Here is a 19083-nt window from a genome sequence, read left to right as displayed (position 1 = left end):
CACCGACGACGGAGCTTTCCAACCGCGCCGGAGCGAAGACCAGCACGCCTCCCACTCTTACGTCACGTGGGTCGATCGTCGCCTTCGAACCGCCGCCGTAAGTCCGCCGAACTGAACACGGCCCTACCAACTTCACCGGCGGCCGCACCCGTTCACGGCGGCCGGTGAGGACGACCCGCCGCTGCTTCTGTGCGGTGAACCGGCGCTCTATCGGTGACGAATCTCTTGCTGAACAACGAGCGCCTGGTCACCGACCAACGCCGGATCCTATGAGGGAGTGGTTATGGATGTCGAGCGTACCTTCACCGTTCGCCAGCCGGTCCGGCCGCTGTTTGACTATTTGAAGGATTTCGCGAACACCGAGGTGTGGGATCCTGGGACCGTGACCTGTACGCGGGTCGGTATCGGGCCAATCGAGGCTGGCGCGCAATGGCACAACGTCTCCGAATTCCGGGGCCGTCGAACTGAACTCACCTATCGGCTCTTCCACATGGAAGAGACCAGGCTGATTTTTGTGGGCAAGAACAAGACCGCGACAGCAACGGACGATCTTGCTTTCACCGCCGTACCCGACGGGACCACGATCACGTATCACGCAACGATCGTGTTCAACGGCATCGCAAGGCTGGCCGACCCATTCCTCAAACCTGGCTTCAACGCCGTTGCCGACAACACAGTGGCCCAGATGGTCGCGGTACTCAATGCCCTCTGAACCACCGAGCAACGGTGCTGAGTGCCCTTCGACGGGAGCTTAGAGACCACGGAGCAGCCGCTGGAGCTGAGTAAGAATCGAGCGTTTTGGCGGTGAAGTCTGGGATGGCGGGTCGGTAGGAGGTTTGCTGGGCATTCCCGGCGTCGATGGGGTGCCCGGAGGCGTCGATGGCGCATCCGGAGGCGTGGTCACAGGAGGTTTGGTCACAGGTGGCTTCGTCATGGGCGGATTGCTCGCCGGCGGTTGAGGAGTGGACAGTTCGGTTTGCGTGCCTCGTGACGGGGTTCCGACGCTGGACGCAAAGGTGGGGATGGTTCCGGATTGGCCCGGCGGCACCGCGCCGACCACCCGGGTGGCGCCGAAGAACTCCACCCACCAGACGGGCGCGATCCGACAACGTCGCCTGATTGCGGCGCGTGGATCATCTCGCCATTCCCGAGGTAGGTCCCGACGTGGTGAATGGTGTCCCAGTTGTTCCGGTCTGTCGGGAAAAAGTATGTCACCGGGAAGTAGGCGTTGACCTGCACCGGCCGCATGATGCGCCATTGCGGCCGGGCCTTACGTGGCAACGAGATGCTTGCGTACCGGTATGACTCCTGCACCAGGCTCGAACAGTCATACGAGCCGGTGCCCGACGCGCCGAACACGTACGGCTTGCCGCGCTGGATGAGCGCGAACCCCACGGCCCGCACGGCGGCCGAGGCGGGCGCGCCGCCCGGGCCGAGCGCGGACAAATACTGGGCCCCTAACTGGAGATTGAAGGTATCCATCGCTACCGCGGCGGCGAGCTGGATGCGTACGTCCTCTGCAGCACCGCTAGGGCGGCGCTTCGGCCGTTGAACTGTGTTTGCAGGGCAGACTGCTGGACCTGAGCCGCGGCGGCGGCCGCGCACGCCTCGGCATACTCCTGTCCGCTCTGTACGACGCCTAGGCGGCTGCGTTGAGGTCGGCCGGCTCTGCCCAGTAGAGGCGTCGGCTAGCCCATTGCCCAGCATGCTCAGGTCGGGCACCCGCTGGTTCTTCGACGTACCGAGCAACAACTAGGCCATATCGAAACGGGCCAGCTCGATGGCGTGAGCGAGTGCGCGGGCTCCGGCGTCGTTCGGGTGAAGCCCGTCGCCGGAGTCGTAATAACCGGCCAGCCGATTGCTGTCGGTGGCGTCGGCGACAGCGGCGGCGAAATCGACGATTGGCCATTCGGTCTGTGCTCTTAGGGCGTCGTTGACGGCCAGGCGTACGTCCTGATTGCCGGACGCGACAAAGTCGTCGATACGGCTGATGCCGACCGGCGTGATGGTGCCCAGCAGTGGCCGGATGCCGCGCTCCTGGGCGCGGCGGGCCAGCGTACGCAGGCCTTCCACGAGCTCGGCGGCGCTCGGACGGGTTTCGCCCAGCATTGCCGGCAACGCGATGTCGTTGATCCCACCCATGATGATGACGTGGGTGGCCTCGGCGACAGACAGCACGTCGCGTTCGTACCGTTCGGTCATGGGTGGACCGAGCTCCGGTCGCAGCAGCCGGTTTGCGCCGAGGCCCGCGTTCAGTACGACCGCGCCGTTCGGCAGTCGCCGTTGCAGGTGGTCGGGATAACGCTGGTCCGCGTCGGTTGTCGTGCCGTCTCCGCGGGTGATCGAGTCGCCGACGGCGACGAGCACCGGACCTTGCGCAGGTGTGTCGACGAGAACACGGCCGATCCAGTAGACCGACGAAGACGTCTCAGCCTTGGTCAGTTGCCGTTCGCACAGCTGGTTTCCGGGCGCGATCTGGGCTGTCCGCTGGGCCGAGTGCAGATAGGTCGCGGGCTCGGTCCGAGTGGCTACGAAGCAGCTGATCGTCAGTTCGTCGGCGGCTTCGACCGTCACGGGGACCGGATCGCTGATCGCGGTTGCGCCGGCCGCGATCTCCCAGCGCGCAAGGCCCTTGCGGCCGACCGGCACATCGCGTTTGGACGGGCTGCTCAACACGATCTCGTCGATCACCAGCGGCTCACGCCCGAATTCGTTGCTCAGCACCAGTCGTACCGCCGTGCCGCCGCGCCGCAGCCGGACCGTCTGGCGGATCGTCTGGTCGGCGAACGTACGCGTCCGCGGTGGAAACGGGAGGGTCAGGTCCGGCCCGGCGAGAGAGGCGAGAAAGGACGTGGTCCAGGCGTCAGTTGCCACGGGCACTCCTTATGTCGACAGTCATCGAACAGTACGATGGACATCGACTAAAGGCCAGCCTAGTTTGTACGTATGAGCAGTGATGGCAGGCACCCGCCGATCGAGACCGTCACCCTGACCGACGTATTCGGCGCATTGGCCGACCCGGTCCGCCTCCTCGCCGTACGAACCCTCGCCGGCTTGGGCTCGTCACCCTGCAACGACCTCTACCGGGCCGCCGGGCTCACGATCGGCCGCTCCACCTTCTCGCACCACCAAAAGATCCTGCGCGAGGCCGGTCTGATCCATGAACGAATCGACGGCGCTCGCCGAATTTTGAGCATACGCACCGACGATCTGGACTCACGCTTTCCTGGCCTGCTCGCCGTCATTGCCACGGAGACCGCGCCCCACGACGGCACCACGACAGGGAGATCCTGAAACTGGACCACCGGACGGCGCGGTATTTGACAGCCACACCCCCACCTTGGCAGGTTCTCGCGGCCAGCGTTCGAAGCGGTCACGAAGCCATCCGACGACATCGACATCGCAGAACCGACTTTGCGCACCGGTTTCCTCCGCATACGACACATCGTGGCCAGTACGGAAGATGATGGCCGTGTGAGTGCGAACTGGAGGGAGACGATCTCGGCGCGGGAGGCTGAGGTGCTGGCGGCGATTGGCGAGCACCAGACCAACGCGCAGATCGCCGAGCGGCTGCACCTTTCCATCCGTACGGTCGAAAGTCACGTCTCGTCGCTGCTGCGCAAGGCCGGGGTCACCGACCGCCGGTCGCTGGCGACGGCCGTGCCGAGGTGGGTGGCTGTGCCCTGGGCGGCCAGCAGCTTCGTCGGACGGGCCACCGAACGTACCGAGCTGCTGACGTCCTTGACCCAGAACCGCCTGGTCAGTCTGCTGGGGCCCGGTGGCGTCGGGAAGTCCCGACTGGCCATGGAAGTCGCACCGGCCGGTGCCGCCTTTGTGGATCTGGTGCCGGTACGGGCCGGTTTTGTGGTGCCTGCGGTGGCTGCCGCCATCGGGGTCGTCGAACGGCAGGGCCAGCCGCTGACGAACGCCATCCTCGACCAGCTCGGCGACCAGGCCGGCGTACTCGTGGTGGACAACTGCGAACACGTCAACGACGAGGTTGGGCCGCTGGTTGAGCGGATCCTGGCCGGCTGCCCGGGCATCACCGTGCTGGCCACCAGCCGGGAACGGCTCGGCCTGCCAGCCGAACGGACGCTGGTCGTGCCGCCGCTCGGCGTCGAAGCGCAAGAGCTGCTCACCGACCGCGCGCGGGCCGTCGACCGTACGTTCGCAGCTGAGCCGGGACTACTGGCGGACGCGTGCTCGCGGTTGGACGGGATCCCGCTGGCGATCGAGTTGGCCGCCGCGCGGATCGGCTCGCTGGGCATGGACGGCCTGCGTACGGCCCTGCGTGACCGGCTGCGGCTGGTGGCCGGAGGTTGGGGTACCGATCAGCGGCACCGATCGCTGCGGATGGTGATCGGCTGGAGCCACGACCTGCTCGACCCGCGAGAGCGGTCGCTCTTTCGCCGGCTGGCGGTTTTTGTCGGCGGCTTCGATCTGGCCGCGGTCACCGCCACCAACCCGGGCCAGCCTGCTGGCGAGCTGGCCGACGTACTTGGCCGGCTGGTGGACAAAAGCCTGGTCGTACTGGGGGCCGCAGGACGCTGGCGGATGCTGGAGACGGTACGCGCGTTCGCCGCCGAGATGCTCGCTGCCAGCGGCGACGACGTCCCTACCGGCTAGCTGGCCTGGGCCACCAGCGTCGCCGCGGAGCTGGAGGGGCCGGCTCGACGCACGGCCAGTAGTCCACCCTGACCAGCGCGAACGCCACGGCGGACGACATTCAACTGGGAAAATGATCTAGCAACAATGGGGAATTTAGCTAGCCCGATCACCACATCCGCCGGCGCCGGCACAGCCCCACCCGGAGCCCGCTCCACTGTCACATCAGTCGCTGGTGCCTCCTAGGTCCCAGGAGCTATACCAATAAACACAGCCCCCAGCAACGTGTCTCTACGGGCGGTGTCAAGTGCCTCCTGCGCCCAGTTCCTACCTTTCTTGCTGAACGGGCTGTCGGATCGGCGGCAGTGCCGGCCTGAAGGGGACCGTGTTGTGGCGGGTTGTCCTTTATCCGATCGGTCGGTAGCAGCGCTGGAGCGCCGGAGGTGATGTTGTGGTGCCTGGTGATTCGGTGAATCCTGAGGTGACGCTGCAGCGCCATGAGCGGCGCACGCTCGGCCAGTGGGACGTGGTTGAGCTGCATCCCGGTGTCCAGCTGATCCGCGGGTATGTACGAGGAATCGGGCCGCCAGCAGGGACTCGTTGGCCCGTGCTGCGCGCGTGGTCTGGTACGGATGGTCCGGGGTAGGCTGCCGAAGGCGCAGCGGTGGCGTTGATCGAAGTGCGTGCGGCGATCCGCGGCCTACCTTGGATTCATGAGACGGAGACTGCTGAGCAGTACGGCGCAGATTGTGTTGTGCATCGTGATTATCGGCTTCAATTTCATGAGCGGTGGCTGGGACAACCTGATCCGACGCGGACTTACGGTGTTGATGATCGGCTTGTTGGTCGCGGCGATCGGTCAGTTTGCCTGGCGACTTAGGAAGACCCGGTGATCCTACGAAAGGCCCACGGTTACCGCGTCGCAAGTTGCCACTATCCAGCATCGGCTCACTGATTCATACCTGAACAGTGGTCAACCCTGGTTGGTTGGCTTGTTTAAGTAGTTGCACGCAAGCGCCGGCAAGTGGGTGCTATCAGGACGTGCACCGGATTACCGGCGACGATCGCTGGCTCTGCCGGCTACATTGCGGCCATGGCCCCACAGGAACGCGAGGACTGCTACGAACGGACAATCGGCAAGGTCTTCGTATGGACCTTTGCGCTGATAGGGTTAGGGATCATTCTGCAAATCGTGCTGCCCATTTGGTACCACCGTGACGATCGCCTGGAATCTGGCTACATACCAACGGCTCTCGCGTCCGCCGCTCTCTTCCTGGTCGTGATCCTCGTCGTGGGGATTATTCGCTGCGGACCGCCACCCTGGGCCTGGGTGTTGGGCACCTTGTGTATCAGTGTCGTCGCCGCTTTCGCAGTCATCCTGCCAGCCTTGACGATAGCGAACTGCGCACTCGATGCGGCTCCCCGGCGCGATGTCGTCGCGACCGTCACACGTGAAAGTAAGGGCGCGGCCATCCTCGTGGTCGATCCGGGCCAGCCGTACGCGGGCGAGCAGATAAGTAGCGATTACGGCTTGCCGGGAGACCACCAGGTGGGCCGGAAATGGACCCTGAGTGTTCATCCAGGACGCCTCGGATATCCCTGGGCCAGCTCGGCGCACCCCGACTGAGAAAATCACGGACCGCACGCCGCATTTCCTTCAGCGGCATTAAACAATGGCGCGCCATCGCCACCCGCTACGAGAAATACGCCACCAACTTCCTCGGCGGAGTCCTCCTCGCAGCCCTCATCACCTACCACGAGGCACATCAATTAGCAGACACGCCCTAGTAGTACTTTGTTAAGTTTGTAGGATTTGGTTGCAGGTATGGCATGCGCCGGCCCAGGTGGCGAGGATGGTCTGGATTTCTCGGAGTACTTGGTAGAGGGTCAGGGGTGGGCCGGCGCTGTTGCTTTTGGGGCAGTGAGTCGCATTTTGGTGATGAAGAGGTGGGCGGCGCTGGTGAGGGTGACGTGGTGGTGCCAGCCGAGCCAGGAGCGGCCTTCGAAGTGGTCGAGGCCGAGGCCTTTTTTGAGTTCGCGGTAGTCGTGTTCGATGCGCCAGCGGAGTTTGGCGAACTGGACGAGGGTCTTTGGTTTTGTGTTTGCTGGGAGGTTGGACAGCCAGTATTTCGTTGGTTCGTCGTTGTTTTTGGGCCATTCGGCGATCATCCAGACCGCTGGCAGGCTGCCGTCTGGTCGGCGGGGAATGTTCCGGTTTGCTGGCCGGACTCGGAGGATGATGAATCGGGAGCGTAGTGGCCCGATGGTTCCGGTTCGCCAGGTGATGGTCCGGAACGCTTTCTTTGGATCGCGTTGGACGGCGAGCATGGCGTGTGCTTTGAGGCTGATGAGCTCGGTGCGGTATCGGGCGGTTCGGGGTCGGCCGGTGCCGGTGTAGGGCGGCCTGGCTGGTGACGACGGTTGGGCATCGGCCGGATGCGCGCTGGTTTCCCCTTTGACTCCAAGGACATATGACAGGCCACGGTCGGTGAGTTCGGTCCGAAAAGGCGAACAGTCACCGTAGCCGGGATCGGCGCATATCACCCCAGGCATCAGGCCCCAACTGATCGTTTCGTCAATCATTTCCATACCCATTCGCCATTTCTCCCGGTGTCGCTCACCGTCAGGGATCTTCGCCGCGACACGCCGGGCGGCGATGGCATCCACCTCGGATTCCTCAGCAAGCGAGTCATCCCAGCGCTCGGGAAGGAACAGTCGCCAATTCACCGGCGCCGACGCCTCGTCGGTGGCCAGGTGCAGGCTGGGAGCGACCTGACAGTTCCCGATCTTTCCCAACGTGCCGCTGTACTGCCGCGCCACACCCGGAGAATGCTTCCCATCCTTAGGAAAGCCCGTGTCATCCAGCAACCATCCGATCGGGTCGATCACCTCATCGGCCAGTTGCGCCAGCCGCTCCCGAACCGGCTCCACCGACCAGGTCGAGGACGACACAAACTGCTGAATCTGCTGGTAGTCCACACCGATCCGGTCCGCCATCGGCCACATCGACTTCCGCTGACCATCAGTCAACGCACCACGCAGATACGCCAGCGCCTTACCCCGTTGATCGGCGCGCGGCAACGCACCGAAAACATCCAACACGTACTCCTCAAGCTCCCCGCGAATGCCACGCCGTAAACTCATAGATGAATTGTCCAGGAAAAGAATAGAAAAGCCGTCACGACATGCCGACCCGACCTAACAAAGTACTACTAGTCGCTGTCGCTGATTATCGCCGGCTTCGTTGGCCTGGAAGCCATTCGGCGGGTATCGGCCGGTGTCAGGATCCGCAGATCAGTAATGTGTTCATTAATCCTTCCGTGGTCTGACTGTCGTTCTTCGCATATAAGTACCACGTTTGATTGCTCGCCGGGTACGAGTCGGTAATCCTCTCGACGTGGTTGCCGTAGTCGGCTTCCCCGCTGCCGCTCACCACGACCGTTCCGGCCGGGCAACTCACGGATTCCACCGCGTACCCCGCTACCCCGAAATGTTTATCGCCACCGTCGATATGCTGGTAGTTGTTGATACCGTCGCCGCATATCGCTTGGGCGGTGATGCTCGCGTTGGTGGACCCGTGGTTGACGACGGCGTACCCCCACTCGGTGACATACTCCTCCGCTGATCCGGTTAGGTCAACAGTCCATGAATCGGACCAACCTCCACCTCCGAGGAGCTGCCCGTTCCTGCAGTCCGCTTGCGCGGCCTCGAAATTGCCGGAGACAACAGTGTTAACACTGGTGACGAGGTGGTAGTTGGTCAGGCCGCTGAAGCACACGGCGTAAACGGTGATCTGCGCGGTGGTTGTTGAGTCGTTGCGGACCGACACCAGCCACGAGGCGCCGCCGTTGTAGGCGTATGTGTCAATCAGCGTGACCCCAGCGTTGCTGTCGTTGGATTCGCCGCCGCTGGTGGCCAGCATCCCAGGTGGGCAGTCCTTCTCCACCCCGTAGTCCTGGCCTGCCCGCACTTGTACCACCCCTGACACCACCTGCTCGCGCGTGTCAGCCGGACTGACCGCGCTCCTTGGCCGGTTGGGGGGTGCCGGCTTCGTAGGGCCAGGGGACGCGGCCGCCGCGGTGGTGCCACCCGCCATACACAACACCGTGAGCAACAATACGACGACACCACTCATCGACCTTCGCCCGTCGCTTCGCATGCACTTCTCCCTCTGCTGACTGAAACAGGATGCTGTTGGTGCCGGCACAGGATTAGTGGCAACCTGCATCGCGCAGCGGCTTGGCGGCGCGAGGCACCTGTATCCATGGAATAATCCAGATTCGCGACGCCCTCAACATAAGGATGCCGTCAGCAGAAGAGCAGGGCTAAAAGGGCCGACCAAAATGCGAGATCTTGCGATCGAAGGTTTCCCTCACGTGCGATCCGATCGACCACAAAGGGCAATCCCGGTCAGTCGCCGTAGGAACTGGCCCCCGCTCCTTCGACTTCGCCAAACGGCCGAGGTGGACGACACGGCTCCCCGTGGTCGCCGTCAAGCACCGCTCCGCCGGACTCGACGTTCAGCGGGCGATGCGGATCCGTTCCATGTGATGGGGTTTCGGTTGAGTCCAGCCATAACTGGTGAGCACGGTTGAGATCAACGGAGGTCGAGACGGTGGCGGGTGGGTCTGTCATGGTCGTTCCACCGTTGCCATAGCTGTTCGATGTGCGGCCAGAGTCGGCGCGGTCCGCCTTGATGGATGCGGTTGCCCCGAGGTGGTGAACCCACGACCCGTCTGCGGCAATCAGCCAGTTCCAATCGGGGGCGTCGTCGGTAACGAATTGCTGTACGTCTGGAAATCGGAGGGCAAGGAACGTCCGGAACCGGACGGTTGCACGCGATCGACATCAAGATCAGCGGCTACGTGCGGATACAGAAAGCGATCTCCGACCGGCTAGGGCGCCGGGAACTATCCCTGGACGCCTTCGACATAACCAATCAACCGCTGGTACGCGACCGTGCGGCACTACGGGGCGAGCGGCACCACCTCTCATCACCTATCTCATCGACATGATGCTGCTCAACCGACAGCTCACCACCCAGCCCGGCGTGCCCTCGGCTTCAGCAGCCAACGCGGGCGTCGGGGAACTTCCGGACGTAGAAGTCTGCGCGTCGGACGGCCCTTTTGGCTGTGTGTGTTCAGTCAGGAGATTTTTACAGTTAGGGCTCCGCGAATAGTGGCTAAGTCTCAGCATGCAGCATCGTCATCGCGGATCAGACACCAGAGGAGATACCTTTGCGAAACGACACGCGAATCCTATTGAGCGGCGTTCTCACCCTGTTATTCACGATGCTGTGTATGTCCGGCGGCACTGGGGCGGCGGCTGCGTCACGTGGCCCGGCCAAAACGACGCTGTCCGAATCGCAGCGGACCGCAGCCAGTTCCGCCGTCGCACGGCAACAGGTCGTCACGAGCACGGTGGTACTAGGACCGGGATCGATAACAGAGATCACGGAGCAATGCCCACCAACCATGCGGGCCACCAGCGGTGGTGAATCCAACAACAGCGTAGGTGGAATCACACTGGTTGGCACCTTCCCCAATGCTATCGGCTCGGAGTGGCTGGTGATGGTGCGCAATGACTCGGCAATCTCCGCACAAATCCAGGCCTACGCAGTGTGTTTCGCTGGCCTGAGCAACTACAATCTTGTCAGCTACGAAACATCCGTCAATCCCGGCGAAGGAAAGTTCGCCCAGTCATTCTGCCCTAGCGGACAACAAGTCCTCGGTGGTGGTGGTGTGTCGTCATCATGGACGGTCAATGTCGAGGAATCAGCGGCCGAATATAGCTCGTGGGCATTCACAATCTACAATTACGGTCCTACCGCGGTGACCTCCACTGTTGAGGCGGTATGCGGCAGTGGCATCGTTAACTACCAACGAGTAAACAATCCCGAGAAAATACTCGAGCCGGGCCAGTCCGGGATGCAATCCTTGGACTGCCCCGCCGGTACGGTAGTTGTCGGTGGCGGCGGATTTGGTCCGAGGATCACCGACTCCTTCCCGGTAACGAATCAAACTTGGCGCATCAATGTCAAAAATGACGACACTCAATACCAGGGTGGCTTCGCTGTGCAAATGTACTGCGGAGCCTAACCGGCACTTGAATGTGGCCGGACGGGCACCTTCTGGTCCTTAGTAAAAGCAGCGCTGACCGGCGGCCGAGCCGGACTGGACACTCTGACAGGTAGCCCCAGGCTTGACATTTGATTCGGCGCAACGCACCATACGGTCAAGCTCAACTGATCTGTTACAGAGAAGCCCCAGCCAGGACAAGCCGGGGCTTTCTGTATCCATGGGACTTCTTCTGGGTAAACATGGCCGCCCAACATTCCGCCACGGCGAGAAATTTGCGGACCGTCAACCGATTCGGGGCGCTGACCAATCATCCGAACCGCAGTAGTGACGGGGTGCCGGCACTGTCGAGGTAATCGAAGTGGATGTCCTTCTCCTGGTTCAGCGGACGTCGGCGCCGCCGAGCAGCGACTCGCTGGTACTCTCCTGCCGGGCGACGATCTGCGCGCCGTTGACCGCCGCGTACGGGATCGTCCGTTGGGTCCAGAAGTTCTTGCTGCCGATCGTCGGGTTCAGCCGGAACTCGCCGGGCGCCAGCACCAGCCGGATCTCGCCGATCTTGGCTTCGGGTAGCTGCGGGTGGCCGGGTCCGCCCGCGAAAAGTCTCGCACAGTTGCTGGCGGCTTTGGCCCAGCTCTCGTCGGTGTCCCGGCAGGTACGGCGGCGTGCGGGATGTGGAGTTAGAGTGCCGGAATGACGACGCGGCGGTTGGTTGGCCGTGAGCGTGAGTTGGTCGCTTTGGAAGAGGCGCTGGCGGCGGCCGAGCGTGGACACGGACAGATCGTCTTGGTCAGTGGCGAGGCAGGGATCGGTAAATCCCGGTTTGCTACCGAGGTGGCCGATCTGGCCCGCGAGCGAGGTTTCGCCGTGTTGGAGGGACGTGCGTATCCGCTGTACGCCGGCCTTGCCTATGCGCCGGTCGTCGAGGCGCTGCTGGCACACCTGACTGTGCGGCCCGAACCCGAGGTGGAGGAGATCTTCGCGGGGTTGCCCGATCTTGGCAGGTTGATCCCGCATCCAGCGCTGCCGATCCCCATGCCGGTCGGCGATCCGGAGCTGGAGACGACAAGGATGTTCATCGCCGTCTCGAGGTTGGTCGAGCGCTTGCTGCAGCGCCAGCCGATGATGCTGTTCGTCGATGATCTGCATTGGGCCGACCGTGGCACCGTCGAGCTGGTGCACTATCTGGCCCGCTCCACGGCAACGAAAAGACTGTTGGTGCTTGGCACCTATCGCGACGGCGCTCTCTCGGATGGCCTGCGCCTGCTGGTGACGTACGCCAGGCGGACGGATCCGCGGTGCGAGGTACGGCTGCCGCCGCTCACGGCCGCCGAGGTGACGCAGCTTGTCGATGTTGTCCTGGGACATAGGCCGTCGGCGGAATTGGGTCACGCCATCAACCAACGCGCGAAAGGCGTGCCGCTTTTTGCGACGACACTCGCGGAAACTCATGTTGGCCGGGCAGCGGTGTCGCCGGGGCTGCCGGTAGTCATAAGAGAATGAGTCAGATGACCATCACTTTGGCGGCGGCGCGTACTGCGTCGGGCGAACCGCTCCGACACTTCTGGAGCACGGTGGTCGGCGCCGGCCGGGCCAACGAGGGCCTAAGGGCCACCTGGCAGGAGCAACTGCGGATCGTCGCTGCAGACTGTGGATTCTCCTACGTCCGATTCCACGGCCTCTTCCACGACGACATGTTCATCCGCCATGGCAGTGCCGACAACTTCCAGTACATCGACGACCTTTTCGACCGGCTACTGGATGCCGGAGTACGGCCGTCCGTCGAGCTTGGCTTCGCTCCCGACGCACTCGCCCGACAAAAGGCAACCATCTTCTGGTGGGGCGCACACGGCTCACCACCGACGGACTACGTCGGCTGGGCGGATCTCGTGCAGCGCACTGTACGGCACTGGGTTGACCGCTACGGCCTCGACGAAGTCCGCGAATGGTATTTCGAGGTGTGGAACGAACCCAACCTACACCCCTTCTTCAGCGGCACGCGTACCGAATATTTCGAGCTATACAAAGCAACTGCAGAGGCGGTCAAGGCCGTCGACCCGAAGTTGCGCGTCGGCGGACCGGCCACCAGTAACTTCGTGCCGGACGCCCGGTTCGACGGCGAAACCGAGGACATCTCCCAACACGCAGTGGTATCAAACACAGCGGATCTGGATGAGCTGGACTGGCGGCCAGTCTGGCTGGAAGCGTTTGTGGACTACTGCCATCGGGAGGCGCTGCCGGTCGACTTCGTCTCCTGCCACCCCTACCCGACCGACTGGGCGCTGGACGGGCACGGCGCGCAGGCGCATTACACCCGCGGCGTGGACGCCACCCGCCGGGATCTGGCCGTGCTTCGGGACGTGGTTGTCACAAGTCACTTTCCCGACGCGGAAATCCATTGCACGGAATGGAATTCAAGCCCGTCTTCGCGTGACCACACCCACGACTACCTGCCAGCCGCGACCTTCGTCGTGAAAGCCAACCTTGAGTCGATCGGGCTCGTGGATTCCCTCGCGTACTGGACTTTTACGGACGTATTCGAAGAACAGGGCGCCGGGCCGAGCGCGTTCCACGGTGGCTTCGGCCTCCTTACCTACCAAGGCATCGGCAAGCCCACATTCCACGCGTACCGGTTTCTGCACGCACTCGGCGACGAGCTCCTGTCTCGTACACCGGGCGGCATCGTCACCCGGCACCACACATCCGGCCTCCTCACCGCACTCGCATACCACTACCCTGTCGAACATCCGCTCGCCCCGCCCGAGTCTTTTCCTACCCGCGAAACGGCAGAACGGATGGTCGGGTTGGGAACACCGGCGACTGTGCAGATTGCGTTAACCGGGCTGGATCCGGGCGCCGCCATCGACATTGAGGTCCTTGACTCCGACCATGGCAACGTGGTGGCCAGCTGGCAGTCGCTTGGAGCGCCAGATCCGTTGTCCCGCCAAGACACCGAAACGCTTCGTCAGCTGGCCGGCAGCACCCGTCGCGAGACAGCCTATGCGTCCCCGGACGGCACCTTCTCCCGCGTGCAACGCCTGCCACCATGGGGCGTCATGCTGGTGACGCAACGATAGAGGAAGGGACCAGAATGACCAGGGGATCGGGTCAGGACCGAGCGACCATCCGCGACGTCGCCGCACTCGCCGGCGTCTCAGTGGCAACGGTCTCCCGCGTACTCGGCGGCGAATACCCGGTGGCCACCGCGACCCGGACCAAAGTGCAGCGCGCCATGCGGGAACTGGACTTCGTCGTCAACGCGCACGCCCGCGCATTGGCCGGCACCAACACAAAAACGGTGGCCTTCATCCTCGACGACGTCACTGGCCCGTTCCACGCCCTGGTCGCCCGCGGAGTAGAGGACCAGGCGACCATCGAAGGTCGGCTCTGCCTCCTATGCACTACCCACGGCGACCCACAACGCGAGCTCGATGTCGTAGAACTGATGCGCGAACAACACGCCGACGCCGTCATCGTCCTCGGCGGTGCGTACGAGGACACCGAGCACCTGGAACGGATGACCCACTTCGCTCATGCGCTGGATCGCTCGGGCTCACGCCTGGTCTTGTGTGGCCGGCCACCGCTGGGCCCCGATATTCCGGCCACCGTCGTGGAATACGACAACGAAGGCGGCGCTTACGCGATCACCAGTCACCTGCTTTCGGCTGGACATCGCCATATCGTCTTCCTCGGCAGAGTCGATAAACTCACCACAACCTCCCAACGCCTGCGTGGATTCACCGCCGCCCATCACGCATACGGACTCCAACCCGACCCATCATTGGTGTTCGACGGTGCCTTCAGCCGCGCCTCAGGCATCGACAGGACCATAAAACTGCTCGCCCAGGGCAACCCCTTCACCGCGATCTTCGCGGCCACCGACATGGTCGGCGCCGGCGTCATCGCTGCACTCCGGGACGCCAATATTCGCGTACCCGAGGACATCTCCTTGGTTGGCTACGACAACATCCCACTTGCCGAAGACCTCACACCCGGTCTCACCACCGTGCATGTCCCCCACGAAGAACTGGGGCGCACAGCCGTACGACTCGCCCTGCACCGCGACCGAGAAACATCCCAGCACGTGGTGCTCGGCACCCACATCCAGGTCCGTAAATCCGTCCAACCCATCCGAACCGGCAAGTAAAAACCCAAACGGACGCTGGCCCCCTACCACTGACACCTACGCCGCAGTGGTCGCGTTGCTGGTTGGATTCGGTACGGCAGTGGCAGGTTTTGCTGTCCTCGCGGGCTGTTACGCACTCATCCGGCGTCGGATCGACCAGATCAGAGCAAATCCGTGGGATGTGGCCTAGGCCCGCTACGCCGCGCGTTAAGCCGGTCCACGCAGACTACTGCGGCTGACGAGCGTCATACGCACCACGAAGACGGCGATCAGCACCGCCAGCGCCAAACTGACCACACCCGTACCGCAGTCGAGCCCACCCCGGCTGGGCGACACCCCGAGCCAGTCGGCGAAGGATGCGCCGAGCGGACGGGTGACGATGTAAGCGAGCCAGAACGTGAGAATCGGGTTCGTCCGCATACGCCAGTACACGACGGCGGGGATCGCAATGAGGACGGCAAAAGCAGGCCGGACGAGAAATAGCCCAGACGCAGTGTGGTGGCGGTCATGTCGCCGGCCGCTGTGCCCAGCGCGAAAGTGGTCATCACGGTCGCCCAGTACGCCGCGAATTCGAACGCTGGCTCCGCGAGTTGACCGACAAAGTCATCAGCCGCGTCGCCTATGGATCGGATCCTACCCAACCTTGCCGCCATTGAGAACTACCTACGCGTATCAACGAAGACCCAGCAACTATTGGAGGGACAATCGTACGCGACGAGCCAGTGTGACAACCCTCAGTCGGGCCATCATCGTTATTTGCCGGCCGAACTCAAAATGGCCATCTCTGCGCTCCGGCCCCGCATGACCGCTCCGAACCGACCTGCGGTCCGCACTGTTGTCCAGCGCGTACCACGAACATCTCGTTGTCGGCCTGCGACCGCTCTTGGACTGGCACGACGGGCTGAGCGAGCAGGAGCGCGCCGAACAGGCTCGGCGGGGCGAGCGTTACCTTACGCTGCTTCAAAACGGCGACGTCGAGTCCGTCGACGACCTGCCGGCCGCCGCAGCCCCCGACCCACCGCCTGACCCGGATCCGGCGGTGATCCGAACCTGGAAACCTCGGGTTTGTGACCAAAACTAGGCATGAAGCTGCTGAAGCGTACGGGCGACGATCGGCGACCGGAATGCCCGGGCGACCTGTTGCAGCCAGGCGATTTCGGCGGCGAAGTCGGCAACGTCGGCGCCGCCGGGCGGTTCCGGTTGGCCGGCCGACCCATAGTCACCTGGTGGAATGCCGTTGATTTTCGCCTCGATCGCGGCCGCGAGGGCCGCGGCTTCGGCGACCGCAGCGCGTTGACGCGCGGTCAGTCGGGAGTTTTGAGCCAGTTCCAGAGATATACGGGACGCCCGCGGATCGACATACGGCCGCAGCGCCAGCTGGCCGTCGCGGATTTCGATGACCTGGCGATAGAGCTGAAGACGGGTGTCCGACCAGGAGCCGCCGCTCGTGAGTGGCACCAGCGCGATTTCCGGAATGGCGCGGTAGAGCGCGAGCCAGAGTGGTTGCAGGCGGCGTCCGGCCCTGCGGTTGGCGAACCAGCGCCAGCCAGCTCCCAGTTGCGGGGCCCAGGCTGGGAAAACGCAACCAATCAGGATCAAGGCGTCGGTGGTGAGGTAGAGCGGAGTGGTGACGGGACCTTTCCAGCTGTTGACGTTGAGATGGAAGTCCTGCATGGTCCGCGCGACCACAGACGCCGCGATATACGCGAGTCCGGCGGTGCACCCGGCGACTAGGATCCGCAGGCCGGTACGCAGTGCCTTTTGTTCGGTCAGCGCGGCATAACGCAGGCACATCCGGATGACCGCGACAAGCGTGACGGCGACATAGCCGAAATACAGGTAGAGATAGAGATAAGGCCGGGGCAGCAGCGAAAGGTGACCCGCCGCGCCGACTCCTTTTTCCGGATCGAGCGGGCTCAGTACGAACATCACCACGCTGGCGGCCAGAATGACCAGCAGCAGGGCATGCCGCCAGCGGCTTTCGGATTCGGCGGCCGGCGTCGCGCGATAGATCCGGATCAGGAAGACCTGTCCCGCGCCGGCCGCGACGAGCACGGCGCACTGCCCGATGAAGCTGCCCAGCCGCGAGATGCCGGTGCCCTGGTCGATCGCGGTCACGAAGGGCTGGATGCCGACGCTCACGGTCAGCCCGGAAAGGACCAGGCACAGGGACCGCATTGACAGGTTCCGCGGATCGCGACAGAGCTCGCGCGTCTTGACGACCAGCGCCGCGAGGCAGGCAAGCGTGACCGCGTAGATGAACAGGTTCATCGCGGACAGACGCTCACAGGCTCGACTCAAGCCGCCGGAGGATCTCCGCGGTCGTCGGGTCGGCGGGCGGCGGCGTACTCGCGGCCCGAGTGTCGGCCTCCCGCAGGATCAGCGATGCCAGCATCTCGGCCTCGCTCTCCTCGTCGGTCGAATAGCTGGTACGGGCGAGGACCCGGCGGACCAGTTCGGGGCTCAGCGTCGGGAAAAGCCGCCGCAGATGTTCATCCGGCAGTTGGCTGGCCGCGCCGTGCTCGCAGAGCAGATGCCCGATTTCGTGAAGGGCGATGTGCCGCTGGTGTACGGGAGTCGTGTCGCGCTCGTAGATGATGTAGTCACGCTGGTCGCCGCGAATCAACAGGCCGGACGGGCTGTCGGCGGCGCTGCCACCGATCGCGACCGGCAACAGCACGATGGGCCGGCCCCGGCTCTCGCCGAGCTGGGCGCAGAACTGACCGAGGTCGAATGGTCGCGGAACGGCAACCTCGGCGAGCCGCTCCTCGCAGCGTTTGCGCAGTGCCTTCGGATCCACGCCGTCCTCCCCCGTAGAACGGGTGAACCCTACTGCGATTCGGGCGTTTTCGGGGCGGTTGCCTCCAGTTCGCTGACCCTGGCGATCACGTCGTAAATCGTGCGGAGGCTCGCGGGCGACAGACCGGCCGCGCGCAGCGCGACGTCGCGTACGCCTGCGTCCTTCATCGCGGTCAACAGGGCCAGCTCCGCCTCGACCCGCTCGGTGGCCTCGTCGTCGAAGAAGTACGCGGCCGGTACGCCAAAAAACCGCGCCAGGGCGGTCAGGTGCCGCAGTGTCGGGTTGTCGCGCTGCCCAGACCGCAGATACCAGATGTACGACGACGAAATCGTCTCGTCCTGGTCGCGGGCAATCGCCGCGGAGACCTCGTCATTGCTGTATTCGCGCTGGTTAGATTTGCGGACCGTATGAAACAAGTGCTCCAGCTTCGCGCTGATGGTTCGTCTCGACGGCGGGGACGAGGTCATGGTCCTTGACTGTAGTGGAGCGACAGCGCATTTGTCTCACCTCTGTTGACAGCCGATGCGGATCGGGAGTTAACTTCGAACGTGTTGACATAGGTGAGCGACGCCCGTCTTCCATACACACGAGTCAAGAACGGGGAAATCGTGGCCGTCCGCGTGCAGGTTCTCGGAGCAGTACGGGCATGGCATGCCGCCGGCGAGGCCGAGAAGGAGACTTCGGTAGGCGGCCCGAAGGCGCGTGCCGTCCTCGCGGTGCTCGCGCTGGCCGCCGGCCGGCCGGTCAGCCGGACGCGATCATCGACTTCGTGTGGCCGGATGCCGCGCCAGAAGTTGCGGTCGACGCGCTCTACACGTACCTGTCGACGTTGCGGCGCTGCTGCGGGCGGGTCCGCCGGCGGCGGAAAAGGCCGGCCTCAGTCCGGTGGTGATCCCGGGTGCTGGAGGTTACCGGCTGGACGTAGATAAGCTCGACGTCGGCCGCTTTCAGCTTATCTTGAGGTCGCGGCAACACGATTCGTACGCGCTCATCGATATCTCAACGGACGGAGTTTGATATGCGCAGGCGAGCTTTCCGCATCATCGGCGCGACACTGGCCACCGACTGCCTCGGCCTGGCCGTCGTCGGTGTCCCGGCGCAGGCCGCGGCGGGTGTCACCCCACATTCCCTCCCGTGGACCGGAAACCGCCCGTCGCCGGACGCATGGACACCAACCGGCACCGTCGATAATAGCGACCTGATCAACGGCAAATGGATGATCACCGGCCGGGCGACGGATCCGAGCACCAGCAACACGATCAAGGTGGTTCTCGCGATCGGCACCAATAAATACCCGTTGGTTGCTTCCCGGGACCGAACGGATGCTCACAACCCTCGCGGATTCGGCGCGAAGGTCCCCGCGGCCGGCATCACCACACCCCAGCCGGCATCGGTGGTCGCGATCAACGTCGGCGCCGGTCACGACTACTTGCTTGGACAGACGGTCGTTTCAGCGTACTCACAGAGGGGCTGAC

The 19083-nt window shown here is 63.8% G+C and carries 20 protein-coding genes and 1 pseudogene; 11 read left to right on the top strand and 10 right to left on the bottom strand.

Features of this window, described 5'->3' with window-relative positions:
* Positions 1-283: 283 nt before the first annotated feature.
* On the top strand, positions 284-712 hold the full coding sequence (locus ABD301_RS11450; RefSeq protein ID WP_163568830.1) for an SRPBCC family protein: 429 nt from the start codon (positions 284-286) through the stop codon (positions 710-712).
* Positions 713-930: 218 nt separating this feature from the next.
* Here the strand turns inward: ABD301_RS11450 and ABD301_RS42400 are convergent, their stop codons facing one another.
* A complete protein-coding gene (locus tag ABD301_RS42400) occupies positions 931-1482 on the bottom strand; it encodes a C40 family peptidase (protein ID WP_163568829.1) in 552 nt (183 codons plus the stop codon).
* 270 nt (positions 1483-1752) lie between these two features.
* Positions 1753-2874, bottom strand: a complete 1122-nt coding sequence (locus ABD301_RS11445; protein WP_344309654.1) for a GDSL-type esterase/lipase family protein — start codon at positions 2872-2874, stop codon at positions 1753-1755.
* A 72-nt stretch (positions 2875-2946) separates the two neighbouring features.
* Between ABD301_RS11445 and ABD301_RS11440 the strand changes: the two genes are divergently transcribed.
* From ABD301_RS11440 to ABD301_RS11420, 5 genes are all read left to right on the top strand, one after another.
* Entirely contained in the window at positions 2947-3294 is a 348-nt protein-coding gene (locus tag ABD301_RS11440) for an ArsR/SmtB family transcription factor (protein WP_163568826.1), read from the top strand.
* A gap of 180 nt (positions 3295-3474) precedes the next feature.
* Entirely contained in the window at positions 3475-4626 is a 1152-nt protein-coding gene (locus ABD301_RS11435; protein WP_344309650.1) for an ATP-binding protein, read from the top strand.
* A 433-nt stretch (positions 4627-5059) separates the two neighbouring features.
* Complete coding sequence (locus ABD301_RS11430) at positions 5060-5251, top strand: hypothetical protein (RefSeq protein WP_344309648.1); 192 nt, start codon at positions 5060-5062, stop codon at positions 5249-5251.
* A 67-nt stretch (positions 5252-5318) separates the two neighbouring features.
* Entirely contained in the window at positions 5319-5498 is a 180-nt protein-coding gene (locus ABD301_RS11425) for a hypothetical protein (RefSeq protein WP_163568823.1), read from the top strand.
* Positions 5499-5698: 200 nt separating this feature from the next.
* Complete coding sequence (locus ABD301_RS11420) at positions 5699-6232, top strand: hypothetical protein (RefSeq protein WP_344309646.1); 534 nt, start codon at positions 5699-5701, stop codon at positions 6230-6232.
* A gap of 260 nt (positions 6233-6492) precedes the next feature.
* Here ABD301_RS11420 and ABD301_RS11415 read toward each other — a convergent pair whose 3' ends face one another.
* Positions 6493-7749, bottom strand: coding sequence for an IS701 family transposase (locus tag ABD301_RS11415; RefSeq protein WP_344309644.1), 1257 nt, complete (start codon positions 7747-7749; stop codon positions 6493-6495).
* Between the two features lie 136 nt (positions 7750-7885).
* Positions 7886-8527 carry a hypothetical protein gene (locus tag ABD301_RS11410; protein ID WP_163568820.1) on the bottom strand — a complete coding sequence of 214 codons (642 nt, stop codon included), beginning with the start codon at positions 8525-8527 and terminating at the stop codon, positions 7886-7888.
* A gap of 1315 nt (positions 8528-9842) precedes the next feature.
* Between ABD301_RS11410 and ABD301_RS11405 the strand changes: the two genes are divergently transcribed.
* Positions 9843-10703 carry a hypothetical protein gene (locus ABD301_RS11405; protein ID WP_163568819.1) on the top strand — a complete coding sequence of 287 codons (861 nt, stop codon included), beginning with the start codon at positions 9843-9845 and terminating at the stop codon, positions 10701-10703.
* 360 nt (positions 10704-11063) lie between these two features.
* Here the strand turns inward: ABD301_RS11405 and ABD301_RS11400 are convergent, their stop codons facing one another.
* Complete coding sequence (locus ABD301_RS11400) at positions 11064-11456, bottom strand: hypothetical protein (RefSeq protein WP_163568818.1); 393 nt, start codon at positions 11454-11456, stop codon at positions 11064-11066.
* On the opposite strand from ABD301_RS11400, the gene ABD301_RS11395 reads away from it, so the two are divergent.
* The 3 genes from ABD301_RS11395 to ABD301_RS11385 are packed head-to-tail and all read left to right on the top strand — an operon-like array spanning position 11376 to position 14829.
* Positions 11376-12185, top strand: a complete 810-nt coding sequence (locus tag ABD301_RS11395) for an ATP-binding protein (RefSeq protein WP_279580574.1) — start codon at positions 11376-11378, stop codon at positions 12183-12185. The genes ABD301_RS11400 and ABD301_RS11395 overlap by 81 nt on opposite strands.
* Before the next feature lie 5 nt (positions 12186-12190).
* A complete protein-coding gene (locus ABD301_RS11390) occupies positions 12191-13759 on the top strand; it encodes a GH39 family glycosyl hydrolase (RefSeq protein WP_163568816.1) in 1569 nt (522 codons plus the stop codon).
* Between the two features lie 14 nt (positions 13760-13773).
* The gene (locus tag ABD301_RS11385; RefSeq protein ID WP_344309639.1) at positions 13774-14829 is read left to right on the top strand and encodes a LacI family DNA-binding transcriptional regulator; all 1056 of its coding nucleotides are present in this window, start codon (positions 13774-13776) and stop codon (positions 14827-14829) included.
* 186 nt (positions 14830-15015) lie between these two features.
* Here ABD301_RS11385 and ABD301_RS11380 read toward each other — a convergent pair whose 3' ends face one another.
* The 5 genes and pseudogenes from ABD301_RS11380 to ABD301_RS11365 all read right to left on the bottom strand — a co-directional run bounded on the left by ABD301_RS11380 (position 15016) and on the right by ABD301_RS11365 (position 18075).
* Positions 15016-15228 (bottom strand): COG4705 family protein, encoded by a 213-nt coding sequence (locus ABD301_RS11380; RefSeq protein ID WP_344309637.1) that lies wholly within the window; start codon positions 15226-15228, stop codon positions 15016-15018.
* A gap of 50 nt (positions 15229-15278) precedes the next feature.
* Positions 15279-15461: pseudogene (locus tag ABD301_RS42395) on the bottom strand (hypothetical protein); the annotation flags it as partial.
* Between the two features lie 424 nt (positions 15462-15885).
* A complete protein-coding gene (locus ABD301_RS11375) occupies positions 15886-17079 on the bottom strand; it encodes an MAB_1171c family putative transporter (RefSeq protein ID WP_344309634.1) in 1194 nt (397 codons plus the stop codon).
* 13 nt (positions 17080-17092) lie between these two features.
* The gene (locus ABD301_RS11370; RefSeq protein WP_344309632.1) at positions 17093-17608 is read right to left on the bottom strand and encodes a hypothetical protein; all 516 of its coding nucleotides are present in this window, start codon (positions 17606-17608) and stop codon (positions 17093-17095) included.
* A 29-nt stretch (positions 17609-17637) separates the two neighbouring features.
* On the bottom strand, positions 17638-18075 hold the full coding sequence (locus ABD301_RS11365) for a helix-turn-helix domain-containing protein (RefSeq protein ID WP_344309630.1): 438 nt from the start codon (positions 18073-18075) through the stop codon (positions 17638-17640).
* Between the two features lie 551 nt (positions 18076-18626).
* Here ABD301_RS11365 and ABD301_RS11360 point away from each other — a divergent pair.
* Entirely contained in the window at positions 18627-19082 is a 456-nt protein-coding gene (locus ABD301_RS11360; RefSeq protein WP_163568812.1) for a hypothetical protein, read from the top strand.
* The last annotated feature ends 1 nt before the right edge of the window (position 19083 follow it).

The sequence above is a fragment of the Fodinicola feengrottensis genome, assembly GCF_039530045.1.
Lineage (GTDB): Bacteria > Actinomycetota > Actinomycetes > Mycobacteriales > HKI-0501 > Fodinicola > Fodinicola feengrottensis.
This window is presented reverse-complemented; position numbering and strand designations above follow the sequence as displayed.